The organism is Secundilactobacillus pentosiphilus, assembly GCF_002217985.1.
GTDB lineage: Bacteria > Bacillota > Bacilli > Lactobacillales > Lactobacillaceae > Secundilactobacillus > Secundilactobacillus pentosiphilus.
The window spans coordinates 1-13,201 of record NZ_BCMI01000038.1; the positions used below are offsets into that span (position 1 = coordinate 1).

Genomic DNA, 13,201 nt, shown 5'->3' on the forward strand with positions numbered 1-13,201 from the left:
TACTCTTTTTTTCTGTCATTATATCAAAAAAGCAGGTAGTTAAAAATCCGAGGATTTTAACTACCTGCTTTTGAATTAAGAGACTTATGTCACAGCCTCTTTCTTATGCCCAATTTTATTCGGTTGAATTTGCGTAGTTAGCTTCATAACTAGAAAGGAGCATGATTTGCAAATGAAGTATAACCGATTATTACTGGGAATAGCGGTCGTTATGGGAGTGGGGTTAAGCGGGACTAAAGCCCATGCGGCTAAAAATGTCTTTTCACCCTATGACCTCACGTATGAAGTGACGAGGACGGTGAAAAATGCCGGTTCAAGTAAATGGGTTGAGTTACCAAAGCAATCTAAGACGGTTTCGGTGACGGAATCAATACCGGGTGTGACGGGATTTACGAGCACCGGGTTAAGAACTTACAGTTTGAAAGCCGCGTATCCGGATTACTATGATGCTGATGATCTAACAACGCTAAAGCCCATATTGATTAAAGACGGTGAGAGCAGCGTGCTGTATCGGGCTAAAATATATGCCAAAAAGGAACGGCCTAAGTTAAAGTACATCCTTGAGAATCCTGATGCTACTAAGAGTTCCAAAAAATTCACGGATTATCAGTATGCGTACGGAACTGTTGACGGTATTTGTCGGCCGGTTTTAACGGATTCGCTTAAGACCGGTTATGATTTAGCTAATCATCAAGAAATCGTTATAAAGCGAAATATGGCGCCGATTGAGACCGTAATTCACCGTAAACAGCTGAATTACCAAGTTGCTTATACCACTTCAGATGGGAAAAAAGTAACAAATGAAAAATTCCCAGAAAGCTTTACAGTTGCTTACGACCAGATGGCTGATAAATTTGAAGCACTCTCGAAGCTATTAAGTGTAAATGATTTTGAGATAGTGTCCCGTAAAGTGACGTATGATGAGGAAGGAAACGGCAATGTTCAGTTCACAATTAAAAAGAATTCTATCAGCAATCCGCAGCCAATTCCTGAATTGAAGCCGGAACCCGAGCCACAACCACAACCGCAGCCAGAGCCGGCCCCGGAACCGACACCAGAACCACAGCCAGAACCGGAGCCAGAGCCGACACCAGAACCGCAGCCAGAACCAGCACCGGAACCGCAGCCAGCACCGGAACCAGAGCCAGAACCAGCACCGGAACCAGAGCCAGAACCAGAACCGAAGCCGGAACCAGAGCCGGAACCGGAACCAGCACCGGAACCAGAGCCGGAACCGGAACCAGAGCCGGAACCGGAACCAGCACCGGAACCAGAGCCGGAACCAGAACCAGAACCAGCACCAGCACCAGAACCAGCACCAGAACCACAACCCCAGCCTGAACATGAGTCGAAACCAGATTCTAATTTGGTACTCCAGCCTGAGATTAACGTGAAACCTATTTATTTGGGAAATGATGGCGTATCATCAGACTTGCCTCAATTAGAAAAACTATTTCAAAGAGTCGTTAAATTGATGGACCGTTATGTCCAATTGCTAGAAAAACAGCGAACAACGAAACCAAAAAGGGACCACCATAAACGGGTTAAAACAAAACATCCAAAAAACAAGGGTCATAAGCACCATAAAAAGCATCAGAAGATTGCCAAGAAAAATCAACGGCTGAAACGAAGTAAACACGGTAGTGCCAAGCACCGAAGCAAACATAGTCGTGTGAAAGCAGCTCATCATTTTGCATAGTTCTTTTTGAAAAGGCGTACTAAAAGCTTGATTTAGCATCAGGCTTTTAACTACATATGATAAAATAATATCCGAACGAAAATGTTAGGAGTATACAATGAACGATATACAACATAAAAAAGTTGATTTTTCCCGAATCAACGCAGTGGCACAGGGAATTATAATTGGTTTGATTGCCGGAGTGATCGTTAGCGTGTTTCGCTTATTAATCAGTCACGGACTATTACTGGTTCAGTGGTTTTTTCGGCAAGCTAATCATCATCTTTGGCTGCTGGGAATTTGGCTGCTAATCAGTATCTTGCTCACATTATTAATCGGTCGATGGCTGAAAAAGACACCTGAAATCAAGGGATCGGGCATTCCCCAAGTAGAGGGCCAGCTAATGGGAGAAGTCGAATACGACTGGTGGCCGGTACTCTGGAAAAAATTTGCTGGCGGCGTTTTGGCTATTGGCAGCGGCTTGTTTCTGGGGCGTGAGGGACCGTCAATCCAGTTAGGTGCGACCGTTGGACAGGGCTTTGCTGCCAGCCGGAAAATTTTGGGTAATAAACGGCGGATCTTAATTGCGAGTGGCGCTTCTGCTGGTCTTTCCGCTGCGTTTAACGCGCCCATTGCCAGTTCATTATTTATTTTGGAAGAGGTTTACCATAACTTTTCCACAATGGTGTGGATCACGGCGTTGGCCAGCGCCATTGCCGCCGACTTTGTTTCCACGTTCTTTTTCGGTTTAACACCCGTGTTACATATCACCTATGTGCATGCTTTACCGCTAGTTCAATATGGCTGGCTGATTTTACTGGGATTGTTGCTAGGTCTTTTTGGTCGTCTCTACCAAGTTATCGTTTTGCGAGTGGGGTCTTGGTATCATAAATTCAAGTGGCTGCCCGATCAATATAACAGTTTGATAGCCTTTGTTCTGCTTATTCCAGTGGGCCTATTTTTGCCTCAAATACTGGGTGGCGGAAATCAGCTTATCGTTTCGATTGGCGGTCAAGCCCCTGGCATTATGATTTTGTTAGTGGTTTTTGCCGTGCGATTTGTTTATTCAATGATTGCTTATGGTACTGGTTTACCGGGTGGTATTTTTTTACCAATCCTAACCTTAGGTGCAGTTTTAGGCACGTTGTTTGGTCAAATCCTCGTGGCTTGGCATTTGATGAGTCCAGATTTAGTACCTATTTTTACGATTACTGCGATGGCCGGTTATTTTGCCGGTATTAGTAAAGCACCGTTTACAGCGATACTGCTGATCACCGAAATGGTAGGCACGTTGCAGCACCTGATGCCGCTGGCGATTGTTTCGCTGATTGCTTATTTAACCGTTGATGTTTTGGGCGGCACACCCGTGTATGCGGCTATGTTAGAACAATCCTTGAAAAAAGCGCATCATGGGCAATCATCGCCAGTGACTCAGTTGGAATTTCCGGTGTTTGAGAACGCCATTATGGATGGTAAACAAGTTCGTGATGTTAATTGGCCGGAAGAAACTTTGCTGGTGGAAATTAAACGGGGAGAACGGGTCATTGTTCCTCACGGTGATACAGTGATTCATTTAGGTGATACGTTGTTATTAAACGTGCCGCAAAAGGGACTGTCAAAGATCCGGCGAAAAATGACCCAATTGACTGGCAGGTAGTTGTTTCGGCTATTCCACTGACCATAATTTAAGCCATAGGGTAGTAATCTATCTATTTTTATGATAAATTGTATAGAGGTATTGTCGGAGACAAAGTAACAATAGGAGGCAATTTCTTGTACAATTTACTGTTAACATTATTGATGATCGATAGTGTACTGATTATAATTGCTGTGTTAATGCAGCCTGCTAAGCAAGACGATGCAATGTCTGCCTTAAGTGGTGGCGGTACAGATCTATTTTCCCATCAAAAGGCGCGGGGCTTTGAAGCATTTATGCAAAAAGCAACGGTTGTCTTGGGAGTTATCTTCTTTGCGCTGGCGTTAGCATTAGCCTATCTTTCTTCACACTAGCAATAGATCCTCCTGTGATGACCACAGGGGGATTTTTGACTTCTACCACCACTGACCGGAGGTGAATGATTGATGATTCAGTTACCCAAACCCTTCTTTTTTGAAGGCGGATCACAAGCGGTGATTCTCCTTCACGCTTATGCTAGCAACTCTAACGATGTGCGGATGCTTGGCCGTTACCTTCAAAGACAGGGGTATACAGTACTGGGACCGATGTTCACTGGTCATGGTACGGGAGAACCGGCGGATATTCTAACTAAGGGTTCGCCTGATACTTGGTGGCAAGACACACAGCAAGCAGTTCAGTCTTTAAGGGATAAACACTATGAACGAATTTGCATTTTTGGCTTGTCATTAGGCGGTATTTTTGCCATGCGAGCTTTGGAACAGGATAGCGGTTTGTTAGGCGGTGGTGCATTTAGCTCGCCAATTATCACATCGCAAAAAAACAACTTGATTCCAGAATTTGTGCAGTTGGCCAAAGCCACCTATAAGTATCAGCAACTCGATGGTGACGCCGAACAGCAGCGTTTAAATTGGCTGACGGCACATTTACCGGCACAGCTAACGCAGATCAATCAATTTGCGGGGACGGTTGCCAACGGCCTCAGTCAAGTTCAGCAGCCAACCTTTATTGCTCAGGGCGGTCAAGATGGGCTGATTGATGCGCAAAAGGCGTATGCCTTGCGGGATGCGCTAACTAGTAGCCAGGTCAGCTTTCACTATTATGAAGATGCTGGTCACGTGCTTACCGTGAATAGCGCTCATCACCAACTGGAACGGGACTTAACAGCATATTTAAAACGGATTTTTAACTAATAACAACAAATCAAAGATTAATGAGGACAAAAATTTGGAAGACAACAATTTAAAACAACAAATTACGGATTTACTGCGTGCAAACCCGACGAAAAAGTTTCGGGTAGAGGATGTTTCTGACGCCTTAGGGTACCACGGTTCAGCTGCTTTTAAGCTGATCGTGCAAGAGTTTGCTCGCTTGGAACGTGAACAGATAGCCGCGGTGACTAGCGAAGGCGAATTTCAGTTAAATGAAAAGGCACGGACTTTGAACGGTGTCTTTCACGCTAATGACAAAGGTTTCGGTTTTGTCGCTTATGATGACGAATTACCCGATGCTTACATTGCGCCGGACAACACGATGCTGGCCTTAAACGGCGATGAAGTGGATATGGAAATTGTCCGTGCTGCTGACCCGCATTCTGATCGCGGACCAGAAGGCAAGGTTACAGGGATTGATGTCCACAATTATACCCACGTTGTTGGTGCTTTCATGCAGACTGATGACGATATGGGCTATTACGGCCAAGTTCGTTTAACCGATAAAAAACTTTCACGGTATAAGTTTTACGTGGTGGACACTGGTTTGAAGCCAACACCCGGAGAAGTGGTTACTGCTGAAATTACCGAATATCCTAATTCCGACCACCCGTTAGCAATGGTCGGCATCGCTAAGAAGGTCATCGGTAGTGTGGATGACCCAGGCATTGATATCCTGCAGATCGTGTACGCACATGATATTCCGGCTGAATTTCCTGAGGATGTTTTGCAGGAAGCTGATGCCATTCCAGATCACGTTACCGAAGCCGAAATGGCCGGTCGTGAAGACATTACCGATCAGGACTTAGTGACGATCGATGGCGAATCATCAAAGGACTTAGATGACGCCGTTACGGTTTGGAAGATGGATAACGGCAACTATCATTTAGGGGTGCATATTGCTGATGTGTCCCACTACGTTAAGGAAGGTTCTTTGCTGGACCAAGAAGCTTACAAGCGTGGCACCAGTGTTTACTTAACGGACCGGGTTATTCCAATGCTGCCTCGTCGTTTGTCCAACGGCATTTGTTCGTTGAATGAAGGCGTTTTGCGGCTATGTATGAGTTGTGAAATGGAAATTGATCCTGAAGGTAACGTGGTTAATCACCGGATTCATCCTAGTGTGATGAAGTCAACAGCGCGGATGACTTATACCGACGTTAATAAGATTTTGGAATCTCATGATGATGCAACCCGTGAGCGTTACGCACGATTAGTGCCAATGTTTGAAACCATGGGCGAACTGCACAAGATTTTATACAAACAGCGTAAGCGTCGCGGTGCCATTGATTTTGATGACCACGAAGCAGAAATCATCGTGGACGAAACCGGCCACGCAATTGACATTAAGCTGCGGATCCGCGGCTTAGCTGAAAAGATGATCGAATCATTTATGCTGGCTGCTAACGAAACCGTTGCGGAACACTATAACAAAGCTAAAGCGCCATTTATTTACCGGGTCCACGAAACACCAGATGGCGAACGAGTTAAGAGTTTCTTCGAATTCTTAACGGCCTTTGGCATCAACGTTAAGGGTGACCCTGATCACTTGCGGCCAAAGATGCTCCAGAATGTTTTGAAATCCGTTGCTGGTAAGCCGGAAGAAGCGGTCGTTTCAGTGATGATGTTAAGAAGTTTGAAACAAGCGCGGTATACGGATCAGTCCCTTGGTCACTTTGGGTTGGCAGCTAAATACTATACCCACTTTACGTCACCAATTCGCCGGTACCCAGATACCATGGTCCACCGTTTAATTCACTTCTATGAAGAAAATGGGATTAACGCTAAGAGTAAGGAACGTTACGCTGATTTACTCGAAGAAATTGGGACGCATTCATCAGAAATGGAACGCCGTGCGGTTGATGCTGAACGGGATACCGATTCTATGAAGAAGGCTGAATACATGGCTGACCATCTTGGTGAGGAATTTGACGCAACCGTCAGTTCCGTCATGAAGTTTGGGATGTTCATCGAATTGCCTAACACGGTTGAAGGCCTGATCCACATCAGCCGTTTGACCGATGACTACTACGAATACGTTGAAAAGTATTTGGCTTTGGTCGGTCGCAAGACTCACCGGACTTACCGAATTGGACAAGCGGTCAGAGTTAAGGTTGTCAACGTTGATAAAGAACAAAGCCAAATTGACTTTGCCCTCGTTGATCCTTCAGCTGCGCCAACGTCTGATTTACTGCCAAAACGGGAGCACCATTCCAATAATTACGGTGGCAACCATCGAAACGGCCGGCCAAATGACCATCACCGTTCTCAAAATGGCGGCAATGGTAATCGTAATCGTAATAATAACCAAGGCGGTAACCGGAATGGCGGACGGAACAATAACGTGCGGCATACACGAAACCAGACGCAATCCGGCAACCGTCAGAATCACAAACCAAATCGTTAATATTTAAAAGTGAGGTGAGGACTGTTGGCAAGAAAGAAGACACCAACTGACAAAAATGTCATGGCGCAAAACAGAAAAGCTCGGCATGATTATACGATCCTCAATACCTATGAAGCTGGACTTGTATTAACCGGGACCGAAATTAAATCGATTCGCGCAAAGCGGGTTAATTTGACCGATGGTTTTGCCCAAATCCGGAATGGTGAGGCTTGGCTGATGAATATTCATATCAGTGAGTATACTCAAGGTAACCGGTTTAATCACGATCCGTTGCGTAATCGTAAATTGCTTTTGCACAAGAAAGAAATCAACAAGTTGCAAGGCGAGACGCAGGATAAAGGGATCACCATTGTTCCCTTACGGATCTATATTAAAAACGGTGTGGCAAAAGTTTTGCTCGGCGTTGCTAAAGGGAAGCACGAGTATGATAAACGTGAAACCATTAAGCGACGGGAACAAAACCGTCAGATTGCCCGAGTCATGAAACACTATTAGTACGATCAGAGTCTGACCGTACTCAGTTGAAGTCACAAATAAGAGGATTGGGAAAAACTAGCCTCTTAATAAAAGCAGGAGTGAAATTCTTGGATTTTCAAGAATTTCACTCCTGCTTTTATTTACGGTACCCGTTATTCTATTACCTGAAGTTGAGTTTCTTCTCAGCCCCAATCGTGCTTAGATTCTGGGTGTTAAACGTTTTTTCCCACTTTCGCTTAAAATAGCGGTAATTTTCCTAAATAATGAATATCATCCCGTTCAGCAGCATCGCCCTCTGCTAATATTGCTAATTGCGAAACGACAGTACCACCGGCCTTTTCAACTAACGCTTTAGCGGCAAAGACGGAACCACCGGTACTAATAACATCGTCGACGATGACAACCCGTTTGCCTTTAATGAGTTCAGCGTCAGCACCATCGAGCACTAGTTCTTGATCAGCACTGGTGGTAATGGCGTTAACTGGTTCACTGATGGGGTGTTGCATGTAGTCTTTGACTGATTTCCGTAAGACGATATAGCGGTCGTGATTCGTCAGCCAGCTTAATGCTTGAGTTAACGGAATCCCTTTGCTTTCCATGGTAATCAGATAGTCAAATGGCACATCCGCTACCAATTTCGACAGCTTTTTAGCGGCATAGTGGGTCATTTCAGCGTCCCCTAATAGCACAAATGAGGCAATAGTGACGTCTGGGCTGATTTTGATTAATGGCAGATTTCGAGTCAATGGTCCTAGTTTTAACTGATAGGTTTTAGTCATTTTTTACACTCCTAAGCCAATCAATGGCAAAACAAATTTCAACACACCGCCAGTCAATAATCCAGCAAACGGATCAAAGACGGCTGTGACAACAAGTGTGACCGCTGGAATCAAGTTATTGGTGCCACTCAGGGCAGATGTAGCATTCTCTGGGAACGTGATAACTGCACCTAAAATGAATAGAAAACCGGCAATCGAAGCACTTGGCACATATTTTCCAATTTTAGGCAACCAGCCCGCAAAGAGAATCACAGCCATGATCAGCATCATCAAGACACCCGCAATGACAGGTTCCGGGGCACTAGCCGTTGCGGAAATAATCGTTTCAACGGGCGCACCACCGAGGAGACTAGTGCCCATGTCAGCTAGGGCTTGCGTACTGGTTAGCAAATTCAAGTTAACCGGATTGGGCTTTAAGCCCGTCATTTGTCCCGTAATCAGGCCATAAGAGATATTGGCCCCAATGTTCAGGCAGGCTAGGCTAAGTGCGCCACGGAGAACCCGCCAGCTAAAGGTGGGTTTTAAAAAGTGAAATTTACGGGCGGTAACGTAGCCCGGTAATGCTGCACGATAGTGTTCAACTAAGCTGGCGTAACAACTTGATAAAATAACGGACAATACGATCGTCCATACCAGATCTTTGGTAATCAAATAAGTGAGCGTTGCAACTGCAATGGATATCCAGCCGGTCCGTTTTTCGATTTTAGTCATTTGGATGGCAATTTTTGCCAGCATAATACCAACGCCGGCCATCATCGCGGCCATGATGTGATTACCCAAGAAAGACATGATGCGCGTCAGAGATCCGGTCACCCCGATGACGATCATAATCAGTGAGCCACCAAAAATAATCGAAGTCCGTTCCCGAATATTTTTACCTAAATTTCCCGTTAGTGCGAGGGATTCAGCCTGAAATGAAATCGGGGCTACGGAGCCAAACAGTCCGTTAACGCCAGATGCAAAAACAAATGAAAACGTGGTCGGAAAAACGGCAAATCCCAGTGACATTGCCATGATACCTTGCGGAATTCCGTTTAATACCACACCTATTGCTGCCAATAAATCTGCTAGCCAGTGCATAATGAGCCTCCCCAATAGTCGTATTGTTCTCTTATCAGCAATAGTGTAACGCAATTTAACGTGAAATTTAAGAGAAAACAAGATTTTTATTAACTATTATGCTAATTACTAATGATATAGTTCGTATTTTTGGCTTCCTTTCCGTTTTAAGACCTTAAAAAAGATCTACGGTTAACCCTGAAATGAAGGTTAGCCATAGATCTTTAGTGTGATTAATATTAATCGTCATCAGTGCATCATTCGGTGCCAAACCTGGTGATTGGCGTAGTGCCAAGCGCGACTGCCACGTAAACCGATTTGTCGTTTTAGCGATGCATGCCAAGCCTGAGCAGGATTCTTCAATTGACTATGACCGCTAGCCCAATGATCTAACGTTGCCGCAATACAGATACAGATTGGTTCCAAGTCCTGAGAGGTAATCTGCATTTCTCGGAGGTCACCATCGCTGCGGGAATTCATAATCGTTGTTGTTCCGTGGTAAATTTTATAATTACCAGTAACAAAATTTCCAACAATGATCCAGTGCAGATTACTGATATAAATCATTTCGTTGAAGAAACCCAGCCGTTTAGAGATTGCACCCACCTTTGCCCCTTGATAATAAATATCAAAGCGAGGAAGCAAGCCTAATGAAGTTTGGCGAAGTTCAGCCAGTAGGTCTCCGCTAATTTGGTACAGTGAAAGTGCGTCTTGGTGACGCCCCCATTTACCAACGAGGAGATAAATAGAACGTCGATCAGCGTCTCGGACGACACTGGCCCCCTTAGCAGCCAAACTGTCTTGTCGAATATACAGTGCGCGCATGGAAGCCCTCCATTCATTTATGTCATCAACTAAGTCAATCTTACTTTCTTATCGTTATTCATTTTAACATGGATAACGTCTAAATTGAGCTTTCTCATGCGTCATTTTTTAAGTTTTACTGAGAGTGGCTTTCTTTAAAAAATTGACGGCAACGACCTTTCAAGGCTAAATTGACTGGGGGATTATTTTCATTTGGCTGCTTAAACGAATTTCCATGGTTATTACTAATAATTCGTGAAAATCTATGATAGAATGAACGTTGAGGTGTTGGGAATGAAACCGTTTATTCATAATGATTGGTGGCCGGTGTTAGAGCCTGAGTTTAAGAAGGCATACTACCAAAATTTACGTACTTTTCTGATTCGTGAGTATCAGACGCAAAATATCCATCCAGACATGTTTCACATTTTTGAAGCATTTCAATGGACACCGTTTTCAAAGGTCAAAGTCGTGATTCTAGGCCAGGATCCGTATCATGAGCCCCATCAAGCTCATGGGCTGAGCTTTTCAGTTCTGCCTGGCGTTCAAGTGCCGCCTAGCCTGAGAAATATTTATAAGGAATTGCAGTCTGATTTGGGCATTAAGCCTGTCAATCATGGTTATCTTGAAAAGTGGGCAAAGCAGGGTGTATTGTTGCTAAACTCGGTTTTGACGGTCCGTAATGGCCAAGCCTTCTCCCATAAGGGGAAGGGTTGGGAACAGCTAACGGATGCGGCTATTCATAAGTTATCAGAAAGGCCTACCCCGGTAGTTTTCATTCTTTGGGGCAGGGCGGCTCAAAACAAGATCAGTTTGATTGATACGAAAGCAAACATTGTGATTCAATCAGCTCATCCAAGTCCTTTGTCAGCTAACCGGGGCTTCTTTGGCTCTAAGCCGTTTTCTAAAACCAACATCGCATTGGAATCATTAGGAGAAGCACCAATTGACTGGCAGTTACCTGAGCACGTTACTGCTGAGGAACCAACACCACAGCATGAGGTGTCAAAAGAGAATTGACTGGTCGGAATTTCAAAATCTGGAGGTCTATATTGTGGAACTTTTTGACAGTTTAAAGCAAAAGATTAGTGGTTTAGATAAGACGGTTGTCTTACCTGAAGGCGAAGACATTAGAATTATTGGTGCAGCTAGCCGACTAGCTTCAGAGAAATTGCTGCAGCCAGTTCTGCTTGGTGACATTGATAAAATCAAAGCAACTGCTAGTGAAAAGGGATTTGATTTGTCCGGGGTTAAACTGGCGGACCCAACCAATGCGTCTGAAGACGAAAAGAAAAAAATGCTGGATGCGTTAGTTGAACGCCGTAAGGGTAAAAACACACCGGAACAAGCAGCTAAAATGCTTGAAGATCCTAACTACTGGGGCACCATGATGGTCTATCTTGGTGAAGCGGATGCCATGGTATCCGGTGCTATTCACCCAACTGGTGACACCATTCGGCCAGCTCTGCAGATTATTAAGACCAAACCGGGTGTTAAGCGTATCAGCGGCTACTTCATTTTGTTAAAGGGCGAAGAACGCTTGCTGTTTTCTGACTGCGCAATCAACATTGATTTAGATGCAGAAGCAATGGCTGAAGTGGCCGTGGAAAGTGCCCAGACTGCCAAGAAGTACGATATTGATCCGAAGGTTGCCATGCTGAGCTTCTCGACTAAGGGTTCCGCGAAGGCCGACCAAGTGACTAAGGTTCAAGAAGCAACCAAATTGGCTCAAAAACAAGCGCCAGACGTTGCCATTGACGGCGAACTTCAATTTGATGCAGCGGTGGTACCAGAAGTTGCTGCTAGCAAAGCGCCGGGTTCAAATGTGGCCGGTCATGCCAATGTCTTTATTTTCCCAGAACTTGAAGCCGGCAACATTGGCTACAAGATCGCACAACGGTTAGGCGGTTACGAAGCCATTGGACCGTTGCTGCAAGGCATGAACGCACCAGTATCTGATCTATCGCGTGGTTGCAATGAAGAAGACGTTTATAAAGTGTCTATCGTCACTGCAGCACAGTCGGTATAAACTTAATTTTAGCGTTAACAAAATTTTTGGAGCTGTCGGCAGTATCGCTGCCCCAGCTTCTTTTGATTTAAGGAGCTACGTTGTATGACAGTTACAGTTAAAGTTTCAACACCAGAAGAGACAATGGCAATTGGCCAAAAAATGGCGCCGTTGCTGGAACCAAAAGATATTATTTTGCTGGATGGTGATTTGGGCGCTGGTAAAACCACCTTTACTAAGGGCTTGGCTGCTGGGTTAGGAATCAAACGGAACGTGAAGAGCCCAACCTTTACCATTATTCGGGAGTATCAGGACGGCCGGATTCCCCTGTATCACATGGACGTTTATCGCCTGGAAGATGGCAGTGGCGATGAATTGGGGCTGGAAGAATACTTTAATGGCGACGGGGTCAGTGTCGTGGAGTGGTCTAAGTTTGTCGCTGACGAGCTACCTGCAGATTACCTCAGAATTGCCTTCAAACGGTTGGATGACGAGGGTGAAAGTCAGCGTGAATTGATTTTTGAGCCGCACGGTAAGCGGTTCGAAGAGATGCTTAAGAAGCTACGGGAGAAATGATATGGCAAATGAGCCGGAACTAGTCGTCCGTAAAGCAGTTCCAACGGACGCTCAAGCGGTTTTAAAGCTATTAAAGATTTTAAAGACGGAGTCGACTACTTTTGAAGATACAAGTGATGAAGTCGATCCCGCTACTGAAAGCGAACAAATTAAACTGATTGGAAAATCCAAGCAGCAGCTATTGCTTTTAGCCGTACTAGATGGCGAAGTGGTTGGACTAGTGACGGTTTTACCAACGAAGGCAAAGACGATCGGTGAAATTGGGGTAGCTGTACGCAAGAGGTATTGGCAACGTGGTATTGGTCGTGAGTTAATGCTGAGTGGCCTCGATTGGGCCGCTTTAAGCAGTACTTACAGTACCATTACCTTGACGGTTCAACTGCGTAATCCAAGAGCAGTAAGACTCTATCAAGATATCGGGTTTCAAACGATTCAGACGTTACCGGTAACGATTTCAACTGGAGAAGTTGTCGAGGCTCACGAAATGCAGTTATCAGTTAAGTAGATAGAACATAAACAATCTAAGATTAGTTCTGATATTAATCGATGAAAATCGACTAATATCA

General features: G+C 44.8%; 13 protein-coding genes. 10 read left to right on the forward strand and 3 right to left on the reverse strand.

Going from position 1 to position 13,201, the window contains the following annotated elements; all coding sequences use genetic code 11:
• The first annotated feature begins 172 nt into the window (after positions 1 to 172).
• From CES81_RS13610 to smpB, 6 genes are all read left to right on the forward strand, one after another.
• The gene (locus CES81_RS13610; protein ID WP_180949813.1) at positions 173 to 1,699 is read left to right on the forward strand and encodes a hypothetical protein; all 1,527 of its coding nucleotides are present in this window, start codon (positions 173 to 175) and stop codon (positions 1,697 to 1,699) included.
• 97 nt (positions 1,700 to 1,796) lie between these two features.
• Positions 1,797 to 3,335 carry a ClC family H(+)/Cl(-) exchange transporter gene (locus CES81_RS12300; RefSeq protein ID WP_089122024.1) on the forward strand — a complete coding sequence of 513 codons (1,539 nt, stop codon included), beginning with the start codon at positions 1,797 to 1,799 and terminating at the stop codon, positions 3,333 to 3,335.
• A gap of 116 nt (positions 3,336 to 3,451) precedes the next feature.
• Complete coding sequence (gene secG, locus CES81_RS12305) at positions 3,452 to 3,688, forward strand: preprotein translocase subunit SecG (RefSeq protein ID WP_089088157.1); 237 nt, start codon at positions 3,452 to 3,454, stop codon at positions 3,686 to 3,688.
• 72 nt (positions 3,689 to 3,760) lie between these two features.
• The gene (locus CES81_RS12310; RefSeq protein WP_089122025.1) at positions 3,761 to 4,507 is read left to right on the forward strand and encodes an alpha/beta hydrolase; all 747 of its coding nucleotides are present in this window, start codon (positions 3,761 to 3,763) and stop codon (positions 4,505 to 4,507) included.
• Positions 4,508 to 4,541: 34 nt separating this feature from the next.
• Positions 4,542 to 6,932, forward strand: coding sequence for a ribonuclease R (gene rnr, locus CES81_RS12315; protein WP_089122026.1), 2,391 nt, complete (start codon positions 4,542 to 4,544; stop codon positions 6,930 to 6,932).
• A 24-nt stretch (positions 6,933 to 6,956) separates the two neighbouring features.
• Entirely contained in the window at positions 6,957 to 7,427 is a 471-nt protein-coding gene (smpB, locus tag CES81_RS12320) for an SsrA-binding protein SmpB (RefSeq protein ID WP_089122027.1), read from the forward strand.
• 218 nt (positions 7,428 to 7,645) lie between these two features.
• On the opposite strand, the gene CES81_RS12325 is transcribed toward smpB, so the two are convergent.
• The 3 genes from CES81_RS12325 to CES81_RS12335 form a co-directional block, all read right to left on the reverse strand.
• Positions 7,646 to 8,188, reverse strand: coding sequence for a phosphoribosyltransferase family protein (locus CES81_RS12325; RefSeq protein WP_089122028.1), 543 nt, complete (start codon positions 8,186 to 8,188; stop codon positions 7,646 to 7,648).
• A 3-nt stretch (positions 8,189 to 8,191) separates the two neighbouring features.
• Positions 8,192 to 9,268, reverse strand: a complete 1,077-nt coding sequence (locus CES81_RS12330) for a guanine permease (protein WP_089122029.1) — start codon at positions 9,266 to 9,268, stop codon at positions 8,192 to 8,194.
• Positions 9,269 to 9,496: 228 nt separating this feature from the next.
• Positions 9,497 to 10,072, reverse strand: coding sequence for an LURP-one-related/scramblase family protein (locus CES81_RS12335; protein WP_089122030.1), 576 nt, complete (start codon positions 10,070 to 10,072; stop codon positions 9,497 to 9,499).
• Between the two features lie 273 nt (positions 10,073 to 10,345).
• Between CES81_RS12335 and CES81_RS12340 the strand changes: the two genes are divergently transcribed.
• From CES81_RS12340 to CES81_RS12355, 4 genes are all read left to right on the forward strand, one after another.
• A complete protein-coding gene (locus CES81_RS12340; RefSeq protein WP_089088150.1) occupies positions 10,346 to 11,071 on the forward strand; it encodes a uracil-DNA glycosylase in 726 nt (241 codons plus the stop codon).
• A 34-nt stretch (positions 11,072 to 11,105) separates the two neighbouring features.
• Positions 11,106 to 12,080, forward strand: a complete 975-nt coding sequence (gene pta / locus CES81_RS12345; protein ID WP_089122031.1) for a phosphate acetyltransferase — start codon at positions 11,106 to 11,108, stop codon at positions 12,078 to 12,080.
• A gap of 84 nt (positions 12,081 to 12,164) precedes the next feature.
• The gene (gene tsaE, locus CES81_RS12350; RefSeq protein WP_089122032.1) at positions 12,165 to 12,635 is read left to right on the forward strand and encodes a tRNA (adenosine(37)-N6)-threonylcarbamoyltransferase complex ATPase subunit type 1 TsaE; all 471 of its coding nucleotides are present in this window, start codon (positions 12,165 to 12,167) and stop codon (positions 12,633 to 12,635) included.
• Position 12,636: 1 nt separating this feature from the next.
• Positions 12,637 to 13,140: a GNAT family N-acetyltransferase gene (locus CES81_RS12355; protein ID WP_089122033.1), complete on the forward strand. Its 504-nt coding sequence runs from the start codon at positions 12,637 to 12,639 to the stop codon at positions 13,138 to 13,140.
• The last annotated feature ends 61 nt before the right edge of the window (positions 13,141 to 13,201 follow it).

Excerpts from the sequence above, each read along its gene's own strand:
- CES81_RS13610 (WP_180949813.1), top strand. The coding sequence starts at position 173 with ATGAAGTATAACCGATTATTACTGGGAATAGCGGTCGTTATGGGAGTG.
- CES81_RS12300 (WP_089122024.1), top strand. The coding sequence starts at position 1,797 with ATGAACGATATACAACATAAAAAAGTTGATTTTTCCCGAATCAACGCA.
- CES81_RS12310 (WP_089122025.1), top strand. The coding sequence starts at position 3,761 with ATGATTCAGTTACCCAAACCCTTCTTTTTTGAAGGCGGATCACAAGCG.
- CES81_RS12325 (WP_089122028.1), bottom strand. The coding sequence starts at position 8,188 with ATGACTAAAACCTATCAGTTAAAACTAGGACCATTGACTCGAAATCTG.
- CES81_RS12330 (WP_089122029.1), bottom strand. The coding sequence starts at position 9,268 with ATGCACTGGCTAGCAGATTTATTGGCAGCAATAGGTGTGGTATTAAAC.
- CES81_RS12335 (WP_089122030.1), bottom strand. The coding sequence starts at position 10,072 with ATGCGCGCACTGTATATTCGACAAGACAGTTTGGCTGCTAAGGGGGCC.
- CES81_RS12340 (WP_089088150.1), top strand. The coding sequence starts at position 10,346 with ATGAAACCGTTTATTCATAATGATTGGTGGCCGGTGTTAGAGCCTGAG.
- tsaE (WP_089122032.1), top strand. The coding sequence starts at position 12,165 with ATGACAGTTACAGTTAAAGTTTCAACACCAGAAGAGACAATGGCAATT.
- CES81_RS12355 (WP_089122033.1), top strand. The coding sequence starts at position 12,637 with ATGGCAAATGAGCCGGAACTAGTCGTCCGTAAAGCAGTTCCAACGGAC.